This window comes from Halalkalibacter akibai JCM 9157, assembly GCF_000513135.1.
In the GTDB taxonomy this organism is placed as follows: Bacteria; Bacillota; Bacilli; order Bacillales; family Bacillaceae_D; genus Halalkalibacter; species Halalkalibacter akibai.
Map to the genome: position 1 here is coordinate 1 of NZ_BAUV01000034.1, position 17,728 is coordinate 17,728.

At 39.3% G+C, this 17,728-nt stretch carries 21 protein-coding genes; 12 read left to right on the forward strand and 9 right to left on the reverse strand.

The genetic code is table 11. The features are described 5' to 3' along the window. Positions 1 to 368: 368 nt before the first annotated feature. On the forward strand, positions 369 to 1,349 hold the full coding sequence (locus JCM9157_RS16205; protein ID WP_035666364.1) for a metal-dependent hydrolase: 981 nt from the start codon (positions 369 to 371) through the stop codon (positions 1,347 to 1,349). Positions 1,350 to 1,582: 233 nt separating this feature from the next. On the opposite strand, the gene JCM9157_RS16210 is transcribed toward JCM9157_RS16205, so the two are convergent. Then, the gene (locus JCM9157_RS16210) at positions 1,583 to 1,852 is read right to left on the reverse strand and encodes a YfhJ family protein (RefSeq protein WP_035666367.1); all 270 of its coding nucleotides are present in this window, start codon (positions 1,850 to 1,852) and stop codon (positions 1,583 to 1,585) included. 92 nt (positions 1,853 to 1,944) lie between these two features. On the opposite strand from JCM9157_RS16210, the gene sspK reads away from it, so the two are divergent. Both sspK and JCM9157_RS24085 read left to right on the forward strand, forming a co-directional pair. Next, positions 1,945 to 2,103, forward strand: coding sequence for a small acid-soluble spore protein K (gene sspK / locus JCM9157_RS24080; protein WP_081734216.1), 159 nt, complete (start codon positions 1,945 to 1,947; stop codon positions 2,101 to 2,103). A 38-nt stretch (positions 2,104 to 2,141) separates the two neighbouring features. Next, positions 2,142 to 2,306: a YpzG family protein gene (locus tag JCM9157_RS24085; RefSeq protein ID WP_081734217.1), complete on the forward strand. Its 165-nt coding sequence runs from the start codon at positions 2,142 to 2,144 to the stop codon at positions 2,304 to 2,306. Between the two features lie 20 nt (positions 2,307 to 2,326). Here JCM9157_RS24085 and JCM9157_RS16215 read toward each other — a convergent pair whose 3' ends face one another. The 3 genes from JCM9157_RS16215 to recX all read right to left on the reverse strand — a co-directional run bounded on the left by JCM9157_RS16215 (position 2,327) and on the right by recX (position 5,288). After that, positions 2,327 to 2,650: a YfhH family protein gene (locus tag JCM9157_RS16215; protein ID WP_173401261.1), complete on the reverse strand. Its 324-nt coding sequence runs from the start codon at positions 2,648 to 2,650 to the stop codon at positions 2,327 to 2,329. 68 nt (positions 2,651 to 2,718) lie between these two features. Next, positions 2,719 to 4,377: an L-lactate permease gene (locus JCM9157_RS16220; protein ID WP_052013199.1), complete on the reverse strand. Its 1,659-nt coding sequence runs from the start codon at positions 4,375 to 4,377 to the stop codon at positions 2,719 to 2,721. 95 nt (positions 4,378 to 4,472) lie between these two features. Then, positions 4,473 to 5,288 (reverse strand): recombination regulator RecX, encoded by an 816-nt coding sequence (gene recX / locus JCM9157_RS16225; protein WP_035666372.1) that lies wholly within the window; start codon positions 5,286 to 5,288, stop codon positions 4,473 to 4,475. A gap of 87 nt (positions 5,289 to 5,375) precedes the next feature. Here recX and JCM9157_RS16230 point away from each other — a divergent pair, with 87 nt between their 5' ends. The 6 genes from JCM9157_RS16230 (at position 5,376) to JCM9157_RS16250 (ending at position 10,035) form a co-directional block, all read left to right on the forward strand. Beyond that, on the forward strand, positions 5,376 to 6,284 hold the full coding sequence (locus JCM9157_RS16230; protein WP_035666374.1) for a TIGR01777 family oxidoreductase: 909 nt from the start codon (positions 5,376 to 5,378) through the stop codon (positions 6,282 to 6,284). A 338-nt stretch (positions 6,285 to 6,622) separates the two neighbouring features. Beyond that, entirely contained in the window at positions 6,623 to 7,177 is a 555-nt protein-coding gene (locus JCM9157_RS16235; protein WP_035666431.1) for a GNAT family N-acetyltransferase, read from the forward strand. A 62-nt stretch (positions 7,178 to 7,239) separates the two neighbouring features. After that, the gene (locus JCM9157_RS24090; RefSeq protein WP_148296901.1) at positions 7,240 to 7,359 is read left to right on the forward strand and encodes a YfhE family protein; all 120 of its coding nucleotides are present in this window, start codon (positions 7,240 to 7,242) and stop codon (positions 7,357 to 7,359) included. A gap of 342 nt (positions 7,360 to 7,701) precedes the next feature. Beyond that, positions 7,702 to 8,208, forward strand: a complete 507-nt coding sequence (gene ectA / locus JCM9157_RS16240) for a diaminobutyrate acetyltransferase (RefSeq protein WP_035666375.1) — start codon at positions 7,702 to 7,704, stop codon at positions 8,206 to 8,208. Positions 8,209 to 8,289: 81 nt separating this feature from the next. Continuing rightward, on the forward strand, positions 8,290 to 9,573 hold the full coding sequence (gene ectB / locus JCM9157_RS16245) for a diaminobutyrate--2-oxoglutarate transaminase (RefSeq protein WP_035666376.1): 1,284 nt from the start codon (positions 8,290 to 8,292) through the stop codon (positions 9,571 to 9,573). Positions 9,574 to 9,642: 69 nt separating this feature from the next. Then, positions 9,643 to 10,035, forward strand: coding sequence for an ectoine synthase (locus JCM9157_RS16250; protein ID WP_035666379.1), 393 nt, complete (start codon positions 9,643 to 9,645; stop codon positions 10,033 to 10,035). A 958-nt stretch (positions 10,036 to 10,993) separates the two neighbouring features. Here the strand turns inward: JCM9157_RS16250 and JCM9157_RS16255 are convergent. Beyond that, a complete protein-coding gene (locus JCM9157_RS16255) occupies positions 10,994 to 11,950 on the reverse strand; it encodes a 2-hydroxyacid dehydrogenase (RefSeq protein WP_035666380.1) in 957 nt (318 codons plus the stop codon). A 20-nt stretch (positions 11,951 to 11,970) separates the two neighbouring features. Next, positions 11,971 to 12,267 carry a hypothetical protein gene (locus tag JCM9157_RS16260; RefSeq protein WP_035666381.1) on the reverse strand — a complete coding sequence of 99 codons (297 nt, stop codon included), beginning with the start codon at positions 12,265 to 12,267 and terminating at the stop codon, positions 11,971 to 11,973. 83 nt (positions 12,268 to 12,350) lie between these two features. Here JCM9157_RS16260 and JCM9157_RS16265 point away from each other — a divergent pair, with 83 nt between their 5' ends. Together JCM9157_RS16265 and JCM9157_RS16270 are read left to right on the forward strand one after the other, a co-directional pair. Beyond that, positions 12,351 to 13,112 carry a (S)-benzoin forming benzil reductase gene (locus JCM9157_RS16265; protein WP_035666382.1) on the forward strand — a complete coding sequence of 254 codons (762 nt, stop codon included), beginning with the start codon at positions 12,351 to 12,353 and terminating at the stop codon, positions 13,110 to 13,112. Positions 13,113 to 13,231: 119 nt separating this feature from the next. After that, complete coding sequence (locus JCM9157_RS16270; RefSeq protein WP_035666383.1) at positions 13,232 to 13,495, forward strand: hypothetical protein; 264 nt, start codon at positions 13,232 to 13,234, stop codon at positions 13,493 to 13,495. Between the two features lie 549 nt (positions 13,496 to 14,044). On the opposite strand, the gene JCM9157_RS16275 is transcribed toward JCM9157_RS16270, so the two are convergent. Both JCM9157_RS16275 and rlmD read right to left on the reverse strand, forming a co-directional pair. Beyond that, entirely contained in the window at positions 14,045 to 14,956 is a 912-nt protein-coding gene (locus JCM9157_RS16275; protein WP_035666384.1) for an alpha/beta hydrolase, read from the reverse strand. Next, positions 14,957 to 16,348: a 23S rRNA (uracil(1939)-C(5))-methyltransferase RlmD gene (gene rlmD / locus JCM9157_RS16280; RefSeq protein WP_035666385.1), complete on the reverse strand. Its 1,392-nt coding sequence runs from the start codon at positions 16,346 to 16,348 to the stop codon at positions 14,957 to 14,959. 133 nt (positions 16,349 to 16,481) lie between these two features. Here rlmD and JCM9157_RS16285 point away from each other — a divergent pair, with 133 nt between their 5' ends. Further along, positions 16,482 to 16,844: a hypothetical protein gene (locus tag JCM9157_RS16285; protein ID WP_035666386.1), complete on the forward strand. Its 363-nt coding sequence runs from the start codon at positions 16,482 to 16,484 to the stop codon at positions 16,842 to 16,844. Positions 16,845 to 16,901: 57 nt separating this feature from the next. On the opposite strand, the gene pdaA is transcribed toward JCM9157_RS16285, so the two are convergent. After that, entirely contained in the window at positions 16,902 to 17,705 is an 804-nt protein-coding gene (gene pdaA / locus JCM9157_RS16290) for a delta-lactam-biosynthetic de-N-acetylase (RefSeq protein WP_035666387.1), read from the reverse strand. Positions 17,706 to 17,728: the final 23 nt, after the last annotated feature.

Below are 17,728 nucleotides of genomic sequence, written 5' to 3' on the forward strand. Positions count from 1 at the left end.
CACGGTCGGTTTTTACCTATTTGGGTGAACAGCAATGAGCGGAGCCATTGCCCCATACCCAAGCTCGGTTTCTCTACCCTATTTAGCAGCACTTTTTATCTGCACAGTACGGTCGGTTTTAACCTATTTGTTTGAACAGCAACGAGCGAAGCCATTGCCACTACCAAACTTCATTCTCTAACCAGCTCAAAAGAGCTGAATCAACTTGCACCACAGTCGGTTTTCACCTATTAGCTGGACAGCAACAAGCACAACGATTGCCACCACAGCTCACTTTCTACCGACTCACGTACTGAAACAAAGTACCACCAACCAAGCCCATTCTCATCCCACTTGGTAAAACCAAAACAACGAGGAGGTCTTATGCAATGGACACAGGTACTCACGTAGTGATGGGGATTTCTCTTGGAGGTCTTGCCACTTTAGACCCGACAATTGCCAATGATCCATTACTGCCAACATCGATTATGATTGCCACGATTATTGGCTCTCAAGCACCCGATTTTGATACCATTTTAAAATTAAGAAACAATGCAGTGTACATAAGAAATCATCGTGGGATCACTCACTCTATACCGGCAGTCTTATTATGGCCTCTTCTCATTACAAGCGGCATTCTCTTTTTGACCCCTGAGACGAATTGGTTACCTGTCTTGCTTTGGTCGTTTATAGCTGTTTTTCTTCATGTATTTGTTGATATTTTTAATGCGTATGGAACTCAGGCATTACGGCCTTTTTCGAACAGATGGATTGCTTTAGGTGTGATTAACATTTTTGATCCATTTATTTTCTTTAGTCATTTGGCTGCTTTTGCTTTTTGGGCACTAGGTCTTCCACCAGGGAGAACCATTCTTGTTCTTTATCTTGTGTTGATTGCTTATTATATTTGGAGGGTTAGTGAAAAAGGACGCGTTGTGGCTCATGCGAAAAAGCTTCATCCAGATGCTACTCATGTTTTTGTTTCTCCAACAATCAGATGGAATCAATGGCATGTTGTTATTAGAACGCCAGACGTGTTATATGTAACGGAGTCACGTAATCATCAAATTGACTATTTTGAACAATATTCATTTGATCCTATTCCTGATATTCCCGTTATTAATGCGGCTCGTAAAGATCCTAACCTGTCTGCGTTTTTATCTTTTTCACCAACATACCGCTGGGAAATCGAAGAACAGGATGATATCACTGAAGTTCGTTTTGTTGACTTAAGATATCGCAGCAAAGGTCACTACCCGTTTGTCGCGATCGTGAAATTAGACCCTGAGTTAAACATACTCAGCTCATACACAGGATGGGTCTTTAGTGAAGAAACACTTCAGAAAAAGTTAAACATCGTAACAGAATAAAAAAGAAGCCTGTAACTTACCTTGTCGAGAGGTAGTTACAGGCTTTTTCAGTTTTTCCCCTAAACAAATAAAGGATAGATATTAAAATTCCAGCTAGTGGAATGGAGCGGAAGGCACTTGACTCCTGCGGGAAGAGAGGAAAGGGCAAGACCACACTGACGAAGTCGTGGGGGCTTGGCTTTCTCCCCGCGGAAAGCAAGTGCCTGCAGCGCAATGGAACGGAACAGCTTCCTCTAATGATTCACCTGATTATCATCTTTATTTAAATGTGAAAATTTCTCTTTCGTTGGTGCGTATTGATGCAGCCTTGGGCCATATTGCAAAATCCATTTTGCGACAATTTGTTCGGTAACATCTTGCCCTTGGTAGCTCCATCCACCTTTAGCACGTGTCGTTTCAAAATCTTCCCATAAGCTTTCAACCCAAGTTCTCGCTTGAGCTGCACTAATATCTGAATTCACCGAAAGCAATTGTTCCGTTAAACGTTTAAACCTGTCTTCCATTTTTCTTTCCTCCTTTAACAATCTTTACGTCTTATAACTTAATCAGCTTGGTTCATACTATTGTTGAACACGTTGGAAGGGAGGGTTACCAAATGCGGAACAAAGCAAAAGGCTTCCCAAATCACATCAAGTTCGAGGGGAGATCACCAAACGATATTCGTAATAAAAACGAATCAAAACGAGCTGATTTAAGTGTGAATACTCGACCACGAGAGCGCATGAGAAATAGCGACGGTGATACGAGCAATTAGTATGTGTAATTAATCCAACGTTTCTGGAGGTGCCTGCTATGGGTAAGGAGAGAAATAAGTTCAGTTATGACACAGAGTATAAAAGTCCATTTGACTCGCCTCGCGCGAAACCAAAACATGCTTCTAAGCAAATTGGTGGCGAGACACAAATGAGTCAAACGGATATTAAAGTCCGGTTACACAGAAAAGCTGAACAAAGATAACGTTCCAAGGAGAAGTCTAATTAGGCTTCTCCTTCTTCATTAAGAAACAACGAGATCGGAACTCCTTCTAATGTTGGGCTATTATCTCGATATCCCCAGGCGAAGTAGCCATTCATGTAAGAAATCTTAAACGAAGAGCCGCCTTCTATTTTATATTCAGTTCCTGGTTTGAAGTCTTCTGGATTAAGTAAATAAGCTTTTGCTAACAGCACACGGCGTTCGTAAACAGCAAACTCACTCGACATCCCCATCTGTTCGGCTTTTTTCGCTTTTTCATTTAACCTAGCTATTTCTGTTCGCAATTCGAACTCAGTCATTTGGCTAAATCTTTTTTCTGGCTCCATTAAATTCATCCCTCTCTTTTCATCCACCTATATTATAGATGAATCAAGCGTAACAGACAAAGAATTGCTTATAAATAAGCTAATAGTAAGCCAATAACACCTGCAAAGCCTGCGTAATAAAGCATGGGAAGCATTGTCATGCGAATGATCGTCCCTTCTTTTCCAACCAACCCAACAACAGAGGCAGCAGCCACCACGTTCACGACACAAATCATATTACCAGCGTTTGCTCCCAGAACTTGCAACCCTAACACTAATAAAGGATCTAATTGACTTTGATCAGCTACATTAAACTGAAACAGAGAAAACATCATATTACTAAAAGTTGCACTTCCTGAAATGAAAGAACCTAGTGCTCCAATAAAGGGCGCAACGAAAGGCCAAACTCCCCCTAAATAGGATGAAGCTTGATAAGCCAACTCAACAGGCATACTCTCTAACCCGGCTTCATTAACACCAGAATTAATAAAAATTCGAACAAGTGGAACAGCGGTAAATAGCGTGATCGCAGTACCAACAAGTGCCTTACTTGACACAAACAAAGCGTGACCAAGCTCTCCTGCTTTCATTCGGTGTAAAAAGAAGGTTAACAGAACTACGACTAAAAATACCGTGCCAGGTAAATACAATGGTTGAAAATTTGCGCTAATCGTTGTACCAAGAATGTTTTCCCACCCAACAATAAACGTTAACAACCATTGTTTAACCGGCAAGATGTCTAACCGGGTTATCACTAAAATCAATCCTAAAAGTAAATAAGGCACCCATGCTTGTAGCAATGATAATCTTTCTATTTCAAGCTTAGGCTTAATCGTAAATGACCCTAACCAATCTGTATTCCAAGTCGAAGTCTCCCCAAAATCCCAAGATTCAGCCGGCAGAAACCAGCGTTTTTTTAAAGCGAGCAAAACCAAGACTAATCCTGTTAATCCGCCTATGATCGCAGGAAATTCAGGTCCTATAAAAGTAGCAACGACCAAAGCCGGCACGGTAAAACTCAAGCCTGCCAAAATCGCAAATTTCCACATGACCAGGCCTTCTTTCCATGACCTGTTTTCACCAAAAAACCTCGTTAATATCAACACGATGATGAGTGGCATAAACGTTCCTACAATCACGTCTATTCGCATTACTTGAGCTGACACTAACCGTAGAAAGTCTGTGATCTCTATATTCATTAAATAAGCAGCAGCTACTGGGGCAAGAGCTGGCCCTTCTTGTAAGCCTTGGTGAACGCCCACAATAATCGGTGTTCCTACTGCTCCAAACGAAACAGGACTGCTATCGGCAATTAACGCTAGCACTACGGCAGCTAACGGCGGAAATCCAAGTGCTACAAGCAAAGGAGCTGCTATGGCAGCGGGTGTTCCAAAGCCAGCCGCTCCTTCAATAAAGGCACCAAACAACCAAGCGATCAGGATCACTTGCACACGGCGATCATTACTAATTTTTAAGAAGCGGTTACGAATCGTATCAATAGCTCCACTAGCTTGAAGCGTATTTAATAACAAAATCGCACCGAACACAATATATAAAATAGATAAGCCAATTAATAGACCTTCAATAAACGCTGCCATTAACTGAACGAACGGAACTTTCCATAAAGTATACGCAACAAGCAAAGTAACGATTAAACTAATCGGCATTGCCTTCATCGCAGGCATTCGCAAAATGACTAAAAAGAGTAAAACAGATAAAATAGGTGTTAAAGCAACAAGTATTAACATCAGCAACTTCCTTTTGAATTAATCTCTCCCTATCCGTTATCTTGCTCATTTTTACAAATACCACCACAAAAAAAAGAGAACATTCTATGCTCTCTTTACTCTAGTTGATCTATACTATTGATGTAACGTTCGATTAAGTCCATTGGAAATCCTTTTCGGTAAAGGTTTTGCTTCACTCTCTGTTTAAACTCCCAATCTGGATATTTGCCTTCCAATTTTCTTTTCACTTTGTCTCCTTGAAAACAAATAGCTTCCCATTCTTCTTCTTTATCATTTTCTAGATCGACCTGCCTAACCGCTTCTTTTATCGCATCACGACTAAATCCCTTTGATTGCAATTGAATCGATAATTTCTCTTTTAATGCTTGATTTGATTTTTTAGCACTTGTTGTGTTTTGTTTTTCAAGCCACTTTACCATTGCTTCTATTTGGTCACTCTTAGTGAATTGCTCAAGCGCTCTTTCGATGACGGATTCTTGGACGCCTTTTTGAATGAGTTCTTGCTTTAATTTCATCGGGCCCTTCAAGACCGTTAACTGTTTAGAGCGAACATAAGAAGAAGCAAACTCTTGATCATCAAGTAGTTTTTTTTCAAGTAATTCTTTTATAACCTCATCAATGTGCTGCTCTTCTTTTTCCTTTTTTCGAAGATATACTCGAATCTCATCGACTGATCTCATTCGGTAAGATAAAAAATTAATAGCTAAGAAATAAGCTTTCTTTTTTTCATCTTCATTAATAAGCTGAATTAACTTTTCTTCATCTAGCTCAAGTCCTTTTTTCAACCCGTGCTTTAATAGAAGATCTTCATCGACACTTAAGGCATACTCTTCCCCGCGTCCTCTACTGAGAAACAGGTTATAGCGACTCTTATTTTTTTTCTGAACTGTAATTTTTGAAATAACTGCCACTCATGTCACCTCTTTTTCTTTAATTTTGCAATGTCATTTTATTTAGACGTACACTATAGGTAAAAATATCATATTGGAGGAGACAAGATGAAAATTGCGATTGCAGGCGGCACTGGTTTTATAGGGTCTAAGTTAACAACATTACTTACGGCCAAAGGTCATTCCATCTATATTTTAACAAGAGATCCTTCCAATAGACCAGTACAATCAAATGTCCGTTATGTAAAATGGCTTCAACCGGACGACTCGTCGATTCAAGAACTTGAAGGAATTGACGCTATTATCAATTTAGCTGGTGAATCAATCGGCTCTGGTAGATGGACGACGGAGCGCAAAAATCGTATTTTACAAAGTCGCATTCAATCAACACAAGCGTTAACCGACCTTATTAAACAGCTTTCAAAGAAACCATCAGTCCTTGTGAACGCGTCTGCCATTGGGTATTATGGCAATTCTTATACGGAGACATTTAACGAGGCTTCTGCTCCTGTTGAAGACAATTTTCTATCGACGGTTGTTCAAGCCTGGGAAAAAGAAGCTCAAAAAGCAAGTGAGTACGGGGTTCGAGTCGTTTATTGCCGTTTAGGTGTCGTTCTTGATCGGCAGGAAGGTGCACTGCCACGTATGCTTCTTCCTTACCGACTTTTTGCCGGTGGATCTCTCGGTGACGGGAAACAATGGTTAAGCTGGATTCATATTGATGACGCTGTTCGAATGTTTGAGTTTGCCCTTGAAAATCAAGAGATTTCAGGTCCTTTTAACGTAACAGCTCCAGAACCATATCAAATGAGTGAATTCGGAAAAATCATTTCTCGTGTCATCAACCGACCTCATTGGTTGCCTACTCCCTCTTTCGCTTTAAAGGTGTTGCTAGGTGAGATGAGTACGCTTGTTTTAGATGGGCAAAAAGTTATACCTGAGAAAGCAAAAACACATGGTTTCCGTTACTCATATCCTGCTTTAGAACCAGCCTTAACAAACTTATTGAAAACTTGAAAATTTCTTTAAAATCCCTTTAAAATTTGGTAGTTTTTTTCACAAATTTTTTTAAAAAAAGAGGTATCTTTTTTTCAAAAAAACATTTAATATATAAAAGGATTCAAGAGTATTTGAGCGTATTATTAAATGAGCAGATCATTTCATTAGCATAAACACGTTAGAATCCCCAATATCGCTTTATAAACAATTATATAAGCATTGGGAAGGCAATTGGTGCGCCACCAGCAAGGCTGGTTCTAGTGGGTTCGATTCCCACCCCGAATTTGATATGAACGACTATTAAATTCGAGGGTGGTACTATCTTTCTGCCCTCAAAAAAAGGAGGGCTTTTTATGATTTTGAAAAAACGAGACGTCGCTGATTGTCATGCTTTGTTTGAATTGTTAGTGGACCCGGCAGTGTTTCCATTCGTTCGTCAAAAGGCTTATTCATATGACGAATATGTATTCTTAACAAAACAGACAATTGAAGCTGAAGAACGCGGCGAACTCATCTCCCGCACTATTGTTGATGAGTGGGGCGCACCGATTGGGACGATTAATTTATTTGATATCTCAAACAATAGTGGCTTTTTAGGAACATGGATCGGAAAGCCCTACTTTGGTAAAGGGTACAACAAAGTGGCGAAGGATGCTTTCTTTGATGAGTTGTTTTTTTCCTGTGACATTCAAACTGTCTTCATGCGTATTCGTAAGGAAAATGTTCGTTCCTTTATGGCAGCAAGCAAATTACCTTATTGTTCTCTTGCAAATGACTTCAGACGTGATGTGTACGAACAAATAAATGCTAACCAAGATGTGTATAACCTTTTTCAAATTGAAAAAGATCAATATCACCTTCACCTCATGAGAACAGAGCAAGAAGTTTCTCTTGAAATAAAAGAAGCATAGGCGATTAACTTAGCTCACTTTAGACCATAATGATACTACTCTTATTGAAAGTGGTGATCAGTATGGAAAGTAAAAAACGTCGTGCTCAAGATGAACGTAAAACGTTACGAAAAGCTCAAGAAGTAAACTACGGATCAGAATTTAAAGCTGCTGATCGAGCAGCAAATCGTAGCAAATCATAACCGTATTTATCACTTTACTAAAGAAAACAGCCCGATTTAGGGTTGTTTTCTTTTTTTATGTAAAATCTCAACAAAATTTACCAACCGCCAAACCCCCTATTCTAGCAAGGGTTTCATAAGGTTACGATTGGTCTGTCTTTTTCAATTAGTTAGAAAACTTAACCATTCGGAAGCATTTACAGCAATCATTGCCCTAACGAACCTTAATCCCATCTAAGCCTTTCATTTGCTAATTAATCCCTGTTAACCTAAGTTGCGTCGTTTTCTCACTCCCCTTATGATAAATAAAGTAAACAAAACAAAATAAGTTCACAAAAGGGGGACACCGACATTAAAAGTCAAATGACTCCTGCACTCTCACAAACAGCTGCGGTTGAATTTTTAAAACCGACTGTTGAAGATGGTGCAGCGATGTGGGAATTAGTAAACGAGTCAACACTGGATCAAAACTCTGCTTATAAATATATTATGATGTGTGAGTTTTTCGCAGAGACATGTGTTGTCGCAAAAGAGAACGATCAACTTGTTGGATTTGTCACTGCTTTTATTCCTCCAGAAAAACAAGATGTTCTTTTCATTTGGCAAGTGGGCGTAGACGCTTCACAAAGAGGAAAAGGGTTGGCTTCAAAGTTAATTAAAGAAATTGTTCAACGCTCTTTCTGTGATGACGTTACGTTTATTGAAGCAACTGTTACCCCATCAAATGAGGCATCTCAAGCGTTATTTCAAAGCTTAGCCCGTAGTTATCATACTGAATGTGAAATTAGTGAATGTTTTGCAGAGGATCTGTTTCCTGAAGAAGGACATGAAAAAGAATTAACGTTTCGTGTAGGTCCGATAAAAAAGTAACAACAAACAGTAAGACTAGGGATTTGTGAAAAACGATAAATACACTTACTAGTATAGGTATATATAGGAGGAGAAAAGAAGATGAGTCAAACAGACATGACAATTTTTGAGAAGCTTGAATCCGAGGTACGTAGCTATGTACGTAGTTTTCCAACTGTTTTCACAAAAGCAAAAGGATATAAAATGTGGGACCAAAAAGGAACTGAATATCTAGACTTTTTCTCAGGGGCTGGTGCGTTAAATTACGGCCACAACGACCCAATGATGAAAGCGAAGCTAGTTGATTATATTTTAAGTGATGGAATTACCCACTCACTCGATATGGCAACTGCGCCAAAAGCAGAATTTCTAACTAAATTTAATGAGGTTATCTTAAAACCAAGAAACCTTGAATATAAAGTTATGTTCCCTGGACCTACTGGAACAAATACGGTTGAAAGTGCCTTAAAACTGGCTCGTAAAGTGACTGGACGTACCGATATTATTAGCTTTACAAACGGCTTCCACGGCATGACAATTGGAGCTCTCTCCGTTACAGGTAATGCTTTTAAGCGAAAAGGTGCTGGAATTCCATTACAAAATGTTGTAACAATGCCTTATGATAGCTTTGTTAACGACAACCTCGACACTCTGGAGTATCTCGAGCGTTTCCTAGAGGATGGTGGTAGTGGTGTTGATATCCCTGCTGCAATGATCCTCGAGACAGTCCAAGGTGAAGGCGGTATTAATGCTGCAAGTTTCGAGTGGTTACAACGAGTTGAACAGATTTGTAAACGATGGGGAATCCTTCTAATCGTTGACGATGTTCAAGCTGGTGTTGGTCGTACTGGAACCTTCTTTAGCTTTGAAAAAGCGGGAATTAAACCTGATATTGTTTGTATGTCTAAATCGATCGGTGGTTATGGCTTGCCACTTGCGATTACGTTAATTCGTCTTGACTTAGATATTTGGGAGCCTGGTGAGCATAACGGTACATTCCGTGGAAATAACCATGCATTCGTAACCGCAGCCGCTGCCCTATCCTACTGGGAAGATCCAAAATTTGAGAAGAGTATCGAAGAAAAGTCAGAAAAAATCTTCAACTTCTTAGAAGGAATCGTCGCAAAATATCCTGAACTTCAAGGTGAAGCACGCGGACGTGGATTTATGGTTGGGATCTCGACTGAAATCGAAGGTCTTGCTGCAAGCATCGCCGAAGAAGCCTTCCAACGCGGTCTGATCATGGAGACATCAGGTCCTAAAGATGAAGTGTTTAAACTGTTCCCTCCACTTGTGATTGACAATGAAGGATTAGAACAAGGCTTTAAAATTATTGAAGACAGTGTAAAAGCTGTTCTTGGAGCAAAAGAGTTAGTGATCTCTTAAGTGAACTCATATGAGGAGGTTCATCCCCTCCTCTACATACAACTTATAAATTAATAGGAGGTTTTATAGATGAAAGTCGTAAAATTAGCAGATGTTTTAGGAACAGATCAAGAAGTAGATGGTGGCAATTGGGTTAGCCGTCGTCTTGTCTTAAAAAAGGACGGAATGGGTTACTCTGTTCATGACACGATTATTAAAGCTGGTACAGAAACTCACATCTGGTACCAAAACCACCTTGAATCGGTATATTGTATCGAGGGCGAAGGTGAAGTAGAAACGCTAGCAGACGGTAAAGTATGGCCAATCAAAAAAGACGAAATTTATGTATTAGATAAAAACGATGAGCACCTACTTCGCGCAAGTGAAAAAGGCGACATGCGCATGGTTTGTGTATTCAACCCTCCTATTACAGGAAGAGAAGTACATGATGAGAATGGTGTTTATCCGGTGGATGAGGATTAAGAAAATATGAGTAGGAGCACCGCAGTAGGGCGGTGCTTTTACTTTGCTCTCAATATAGAGAGCGAAGCGGTTCTCCTCCTAAAAGTGAAAAATTCACTTAATAGCGAAATCGCAATTTTAATAGCGATCACACTTTTATTAGCGAAACTTTTCAGCTTATTAGCGATCGCAGACACTCCTTAGACTCTCCATGAGTAGCACTAAAGTTCACTTCTGAATAACATTCTTATTAGCCGATATTACTCACGTGACTACTATTTTTTAAAAGGCTGTTTATGAAATGACTGTTACCGTTGTATTTACTCGTAGTGAAATGGAGCGGAATCCACTCGATTCCTGCGGGACCTAGGGATAAGGGCGAGACCCACGGGCCTAGCCGTGGAGGTTTGGCCCCCTCCCCGATGGTTCAGGAGAGGCTACTCTTATCTTTTTAGGGAAAAGGTTAAAAACCCAATCTTATAAATAAGCGGAGAGATTCCCCTTAATTAATAATTAGCAATGAAAATAGCTTAAATAGGCGGAGAGATCCCGCCTATTGATTCAGAAAATCTGAAAATGGGTAACTTTTCTTTGTATAACCGGAAAAACTCCCCCTATTTATGCCTCCAATGAGCTCTATTCTACATTTAACCGAAAAATCTCCGCTTATTCTACTATCACTCATTACTTGATTATGACAAGTGTACTACTCTAATTTTCAAACGGAAGCATTAGTGAATTATCTGCTTATTTTGTATACTAGTTGTAGTATTAATTCGTTTTGGATTGGAGTGTTAAATGTAATGACCTGTGAATTAATGTTTTCCCTCCCAAAACTGAACCCGATACTGAAAAAGGGTGGTTTCCCCTTTTTTTAGTGGCCTTGAAAGCGAGTGGCTGAAGCGCAATGCAACGAACATGTGAAGAACGCGTATAACAATCTTAAAAGGAGCTTGCTTTTATTCTTAATACTTTAGTTTCACTTCACCTGATGAACAAGCGCCCTACCCTCTAATCCATTTACAAGATTTTTAAAAGCAAGACGCGCCATCGCGACTCTCGTCTCAATTGCTGCACTGCCGATATGAGGTAACGCTGTTACATTTTCTAGCTGTAACAATGGGTGTTCCGAGCTAATCGGTTCTACTTCAAATACGTCTAGGCCCGCTGCCCAGATTTCTTTTGCTTTTAATGCTTCATATAAAGCCTTCTCATCTACATTCGAACCTCTAGACGTATTAATGAATACAGCTGTCGACTTCATCATTTTGAATTGTTCCGTACTAAACATATGGTACGTTTCAGGTGTGGATGGTGCGAGCAGAACAACATAATCGGATTGCTGTAAGAGTTCTTCAAACTCTTTGTAGATAGCGCCTACTTCATTTTCCGCTTCTTCATTGCGGCTTCGATTATGGTATAAGATCTCCATCGAAAATCCTTTCGCTCTCTTCGCAACACCGAGACCAATTCTCCCCATCCCGATAATCCCAATCGTTTTGCCATACACTTCTTGTCCCGTTAGAAAAAATGGTCCCCAGCTTTTCCAAGCATCCTCTTTGATCACATTCGCTGCTTCCACCACTCTTCTTCCGGTTGCCATTAACAAGGCAAATGTTAAATCGGCAGTTGCCTCTGTTAGAACACCTGGCGTATGTCCAACAAGTATATTTCTTTTTCTCGCTTCTTCTAGGTCAATGTTGTCATAGCCTACAGCCATTGTGCTGATCACTTTTAGCTGCTTCGCTTTCTCAAACAATTCCTTGTCTATTTTATCAGCAACATTTGTAAATAATCCTTCTGCATCTGTTATTTCCTGAAGTAATTGCTCACGAGGCATCGGTCCGTTCTCGACTTCAGACATCACAACCTCAAACTTTTCCTTAATAGACTTCAGTAACTCTTCTGGCAACTTACATGTGATGACTATTTTCATTTTACCTCTCCTCATCCGCATTAATGGAGAAAAAGCTGTTTAAACGTTAGCTCTTCTTTGGAAATCCCTAACTGCTCTAAAAAATCATACACATCGCTAAATGTGTTCACAGGGTATTGAGTTGAACACATATTCGAAACTTGGCTGACGTTCTTCAGAAACCGCTCATCTTCGGCTAATTCACCATCTAATTTTAATAAAAGAGCTAACACTTCATTGTCTTTTTCAAATGTGACATACCCATCGCTTTTGTTATAATAAACAATTAGTGGGACATGTGTATGTGGATGAATAAAATGAGCTTTATAAAGATCCATATTATCACTCCTTCATTCTTACTACTGATCAAGATTTATCAAATATGTATGTAACGATCATTTACCTATCAAGGGGGTATACGATGAAATATGTTGTGATTACTGGAAGTTCAAAAGGGCTTGGTGAAGCCATTGTTAAACAACTACTAACCGAAAAAGAGATTGCTGTTTGCTGTATTGCCCGCTCTCGTAACGTTGAACTAGAAGAGTTAGCAAAACGTCATGATGTACCTCTTTACTTTTTCGCTTATGATTTAGAAAACGTCGATCACATTGACGAGCTAATGAAAGATGTTTTCTCCGTTATTAAAGATAACGTTGACTCCATTCACCTCATTAACAATGCTGGCATGTTGAACCCAATTAATCCGATCGACAAGATCACTTCAAGCGAAATCATTTCAAATCTACATGTAAACCTTCTCTCACCTATGATTATAACATCCGAATTTATGAAACATACAACTGATTTCTCTTGTAAGAAGCGAATCATTAATATCTCGTCAGGTGCCGGCAAACGTCCTATCTACGGATGGAGTTGTTACGGAACGTCCAAAGCAGGACTAGATCTTTTCAGTCAAAATACAGCAGTTGATCAACTACAAGCAAAGCATCCTGTTCAAATTTGTTCGTTTGGACCTGGAATTATGGACACACAAATGCAAGAACAAATTCGCTCAACAGATGAAAGCAACTTTGTAGATGTTGAAAAATTCAGAGCTTATAAAAACGACGGACATTTGCTTCCACCTTCTGTAGTAGCAAAGGTTGTAGTTGATTTGTTAGAGAACGAATCATTTCCGAATGGAAAAGTCGTTAGTGTTCAAGACTATTTGACTTCTTAATAGGATCAAAAACTAGATAGCAGAAAACCTCGCATCTCCCTAGTAAATTACCGTCATGTATTCTCTTTTTCTGTAATACGTTTAGGATGAGGGTATTAATTATAAGGGGGGTCACACACATGTCAACTGGTCCTATTCAGCCTCTTAAAAATGCTGGTTTAGCCGCTGTCTTAAGTGCTCTTTGGTGCGGATTAGGTCAAATCTATAACGGACAAATCGCTAAGGGAATTGCCTTTATGATTATTCAAATTATTAACGCCATGCTCATGTTTATTATTATTGGTTTTATTACTTACCCAATAATGTGGATTTGGGGAATGATTGATGCGTATCGACAAGCTGAGGATATTAACAAACAAAGAGCCCGGGGGTATGATGATTAGAACGTTATAAGTAAAAGGCTGGGACATAACTACTTGTTCCAGCCTAGTGGTATTAGGGGTGGTTTGGGGTCTTTCTAACGAATCCGTTCCATTACGCTGCAGGTACTTGCTTTCCGAGGGGTATTGCCAAGCCCCCACGACATTCGTCTGAAGGTCACTGAAAAAGGTTTGTTTTCTCACCTTTTTCAGTGGCCTCTTAGCAATGAGAGGAACCGTTGCATGCTCTTAAGCCTGCTATGATTGGGTTTCTCATAGCAGGCGCGCAACGTGTGGAGCCATTGCTACTTCTTTGAATTAGCTGCTCTGTGGTCTTGCCCTTTCCTCTTTTCCCGCAGGAGTCAAGTACCTTCCGCTTCATTTCACTTTGGTTTTAACTTAAATTAAGGCTTCTAACATTTTTAACGCATAACCTTAGCGGAGGAAATATACGTAGACTCCTGCGGGATCAAAGGCAAGAGTGAGACCCCACAGTGCGAAGCACGAGGAGGCTCACCAGCCGCCCGCGGAAAGCGAAGTATATTTCCGGAGCGATAGCCAGAAAGCATCTCCTCATTTCTCTTTTAAATAATTAAGCAAGATAGAAAACGTCTGCTCTCTAATAACACGGCTCTCGTTTAATAGTTGATGATGACCATTATCCATTAGGATGATTTTACTTTTCGGATAATAATATTTCACTTTCTTTAACCCATGCTTTAGATCAACGGTTTTGTCTAAATTCCCCTGTATCATTAGAAAGGAAAGATCATCTCTCCTTCTCAGCTTGAGAGTTTTCAACCATGCTTGCAGAGCATAAAGCCAGGTAACTGGTAACTTCTTCTCTTGTAATGGATCTCTTTTTGTAAAAGTTAGATATTGTTGATCATGTGAATTAATCTGAAAAATACGTTTTAACTTTTTACTAAAAGGCTTTGTTATAAATAATCCGACCTTTGAAGCCGTCCATAAATAAGGACGAAATAAAGGAGCAATTAAAGCGACTTTAGCAAAAAGATGTTTGTTTTCGCTAATAAACTCTAAAGCAATCAAGGCACCCGTGCTATGTGCAACAAGTAAAGGTCGTTTCTCTAAATGACTTAGCAACTTATCAGAAAGATCTTTCAAAGCTTTTATATAATCTTCGAAACTGGTGATGGTTGCTCTCTCTCCACTTGATAATCCATGACCTGGCAGATCATAACAAATGACTTCATAGCCATTTTTCACTAAGTGATTGATCGTTTTATTTAAAGAAGCTGCATGATCTAGGTAGCCGTGTATCAGAAGTACCGTCTCAATAGAATTGATTGGCTTAAAACGTTGAACAAATAAGTTATAGCCATTCGCTTCTATATATCCATATTCATGGGTGCATCTATTTACTTGTAAATTGTAAAACCTTCTATAAGCTTCAATATAATTCGATTTAAAACCAAAAGGGAGACACTCTGCTTTTATCATCGTTAAAGCTTTTTTGATCATTTACACCCTCACTAACTCCGTTACACTTTCAACTTGTGCGGTCCACGGAAACATGTCAATTGGTTGTACAGATTTCACTTTATAACCTTTTTTAGATAAACGGTCTACGTCTTTTGCTAGAGTCGATGGATTGCAAGAAACGTACACCATACGCTTCGGTTTAACCTCAATAATCGTCTGTAGTAACCTTTCATCACAACCTGTTCGAGGTGGGTCTACAATCACGACATCAGGCTTCCATCCTTCTTTTTTCCAACGTGGTAACAATTCCTCAGCTTTTCCTACTTCATAGCTAGCATGAGTGAAACCATGTTTCTTTGCATTTTCTCTCGCATCATCAATCGCAGCTGGAATGATGTCCATTCCACGGACTTCTGCTGCTTCTTTAGCAAGCCATAATCCAATCGTTCCAACTCCACAATACGCATCGACTATTTTTTCTTTACCTGTTAACTCCGCTGCTTCTTTTACAACATTGTATAATTTAACGGTTTGCGTTGGGTTTAATTGAAAAAATGCGCGCGCTGATAAAGAAAAAGATAACTCACCTAACTTTTCTTCAATCGCTTCTTCTCCAGCTAAATGAATCGTTTTTTCTCCGAAGATGAGCGAGGTTTTCTGACTGTTTACATTTTGAACAATAGAGTTCACTTCTGGTAACCGTCTTTTTATTTCTGCAACGATCGCTTCTTTTTTAGGGAGGTTCTCTTCCTTCGTGACAAGAACCACTTGAACTTGTCCAGTTTCAAAACCAACTCTCGTTACAACCGTGCGAACAATTCCTGAATGCTTTCGCTCATTATAAATCGGAACATTAAGATCCGCTAAAATTTGTTTTACTACTTGTGTTACTTTATTCGTTGATTCGTGTTGGACTTTACAATCAGACAAGTCAATTAAGTGATGAGAATTTAACGCATAAAGCCCTGCTATAACATCTTTACCCTTTTTTCCTAATTGTAACTGACTTTTATTGCGATAATCCCACGGATTTTCCATTCCAATCGTTTCCCGGAGCATTTCATCGGTTAAAGCGATCTTCGTATGACGTTCAAATGCTTGCTTAACAATATCTCTTTTCTCACGCAGCGTCGCTTGATAATTCATATGTTGAAGCTGACACCCGCCACATTCTTGGTAAATCGGGCAAGGCGGTTTTATTCGTTCTTTTGACTGCTTACGTATTTTTATCATTTTCGCTTCAGAAAAACGTGGACTTGCTTTTGTCACTTCAGCAACGACCTCTTCGCCAGGCAGTGCTCCAGGAACAAAAACAACTTGTCGCTTATAATAACCGACGCCTTCCCCGTTAATTCCGAGACGTTTAATCGTTAAAGGAAATTGTTGGCCTATTTTCATGTTTACTGTATTTGTTTCATGTTTTTGTTTCATTTTTTAACTCCGTCCTTTCATTAGCGCCCTTATTATAGCATGTTCGAACATTTCTTCCTAAACTTGCTAGAGCTTATGTGACATGAAATCTGCTAAAATAGGACACAGAAGTACGAAAAGAGGAGAGATGATTTTGTCTATACCTACAGATGTAGCATCATTACAAATTATGGCCCACGTGTTTAAAAGAGAAAGTTTAAAGTCTATCTTTGACAAGACGGTTGAAAGTCTAGTTGAACAAGTACCTTACATTGATTGGGTTGGCATTTATATGTACGAAAATTTAGATCATAAGTTAGTTGCCGCTTCTTCTTTTGAAGATGATTTAAAATGGGAATGTAATGGAGAACTTAAATTTCCTATTAAGAACTCGATGGAAGAAGAAATCGGCATGATGATCGTACGAAGCAGACAACCAATTGCATTTGATGTGACTGATGTAACAACATTAGAAACGATTGCATCAGCTATTGGACAAGAAAGTTATGCGAACTAATGAAAAGAAGGCTGAAACATGAGGATTCCTCTGTTTCAGCCTTCTTTCTTATGGTTTTTATGGAAACGGAATCTCCTGCATATGTTTTGAAAAAAGGAGATCATCTAAACTTTTGAATTCATAGCCTTGTTTTCTAGCTTCATCAATTACGCGTGGCAATGCTTCTGCATTATCACTCGAAACAGAATGAATAAGCATAATAGCGCCAGGATGGATTCGCTTCATGATCTGATTATAAGCATAGTCTCCGCCTTTTTGCTTATCAACTTCCCAATCCTTGTACGCCATCGACCAAAACACATTTGTATACCCAAGTTTCTCTGACAACACTAAAGTGCGCTCGCTAAACTGTCCTCTTGGTGGTCGTAAGTACTTCATTTCTTTGACCCCAGTTATTTCTGTGAATCGCTCCTGAACTTTAGTTAACTCATTCATTAGTCTACCATCACCAACATCAGGTAAGCTCGGATGATGCCAAGAGTGATTTCCAACAATATGGCCTTCCTCAACCATACGTATCACAAGATCGGTTGCATTATCCAAATAATGACCTGTCACAAAGAAAGTAGCTGGAACTTCTTTTTCCTTAAGAACATCAAGCACTTTTTCTGTATATCCGTTTTCATAGCCATTATCAAACGTTAAGTACAATTCTTTCTTAGTCGTATCACCAATAAAATACCCATTTGTTTGTTCAAGTAACTTCAAGAATTCAGGTTCTGTTGTAACCGGCTTATTATCTTTTTCCGGTTTATAGCTCCAATTATGAGTTGTATTATCATAAGCGAACGCTACAGAAGTTAAACAACAAAAAAGAGTGACTACGAATAAGATAGTAAGGACTGGTGTTTTTTTGAACATATGTGCATCATTCTCCCTCTCTT

Excerpts from the sequence above, each read along its gene's own strand:
- JCM9157_RS16205 (WP_035666364.1), top strand. The coding sequence starts at position 369 with ATGGACACAGGTACTCACGTAGTGATGGGGATTTCTCTTGGAGGTCTT.
- JCM9157_RS16210 (WP_035666367.1), bottom strand. The coding sequence starts at position 1,852 with ATGGAAGACAGGTTTAAACGTTTAACGGAACAATTGCTTTCGGTGAAT.
- sspK (WP_081734216.1), top strand. The coding sequence starts at position 1,945 with ATGCGGAACAAAGCAAAAGGCTTCCCAAATCACATCAAGTTCGAGGGG.
- JCM9157_RS24085 (WP_081734217.1), top strand. The coding sequence starts at position 2,142 with ATGGGTAAGGAGAGAAATAAGTTCAGTTATGACACAGAGTATAAAAGT.
- JCM9157_RS16215 (WP_173401261.1), bottom strand. The coding sequence starts at position 2,650 with ATGGAGCCAGAAAAAAGATTTAGCCAAATGACTGAGTTCGAATTGCGA.
- JCM9157_RS16220 (WP_052013199.1), bottom strand. The coding sequence starts at position 4,377 with ATGTTAATACTTGTTGCTTTAACACCTATTTTATCTGTTTTACTCTTT.
- JCM9157_RS16230 (WP_035666374.1), top strand. The coding sequence starts at position 5,376 with ATGAAAATTGCGATTGCAGGCGGCACTGGTTTTATAGGGTCTAAGTTA.
- JCM9157_RS24090 (WP_148296901.1), top strand. The coding sequence starts at position 7,240 with ATGGAAAGTAAAAAACGTCGTGCTCAAGATGAACGTAAAACGTTACGA.
- ectA (WP_035666375.1), top strand. The coding sequence starts at position 7,702 with ATGACTCCTGCACTCTCACAAACAGCTGCGGTTGAATTTTTAAAACCG.
- ectB (WP_035666376.1), top strand. The coding sequence starts at position 8,290 with ATGAGTCAAACAGACATGACAATTTTTGAGAAGCTTGAATCCGAGGTA.
- JCM9157_RS16250 (WP_035666379.1), top strand. The coding sequence starts at position 9,643 with ATGAAAGTCGTAAAATTAGCAGATGTTTTAGGAACAGATCAAGAAGTA.
- JCM9157_RS16255 (WP_035666380.1), bottom strand. The coding sequence starts at position 11,950 with ATGAAAATAGTCATCACATGTAAGTTGCCAGAAGAGTTACTGAAGTCT.
- JCM9157_RS16260 (WP_035666381.1), bottom strand. The coding sequence starts at position 12,267 with ATGGATCTTTATAAAGCTCATTTTATTCATCCACATACACATGTCCCA.
- JCM9157_RS16265 (WP_035666382.1), top strand. The coding sequence starts at position 12,351 with ATGAAATATGTTGTGATTACTGGAAGTTCAAAAGGGCTTGGTGAAGCC.
- JCM9157_RS16270 (WP_035666383.1), top strand. The coding sequence starts at position 13,232 with ATGTCAACTGGTCCTATTCAGCCTCTTAAAAATGCTGGTTTAGCCGCT.
- JCM9157_RS16275 (WP_035666384.1), bottom strand. The coding sequence starts at position 14,956 with ATGATCAAAAAAGCTTTAACGATGATAAAAGCAGAGTGTCTCCCTTTT.
- rlmD (WP_035666385.1), bottom strand. The coding sequence starts at position 16,348 with ATGAAACAAAAACATGAAACAAATACAGTAAACATGAAAATAGGCCAA.
- pdaA (WP_035666387.1), bottom strand. The coding sequence starts at position 17,705 with ATGTTCAAAAAAACACCAGTCCTTACTATCTTATTCGTAGTCACTCTT.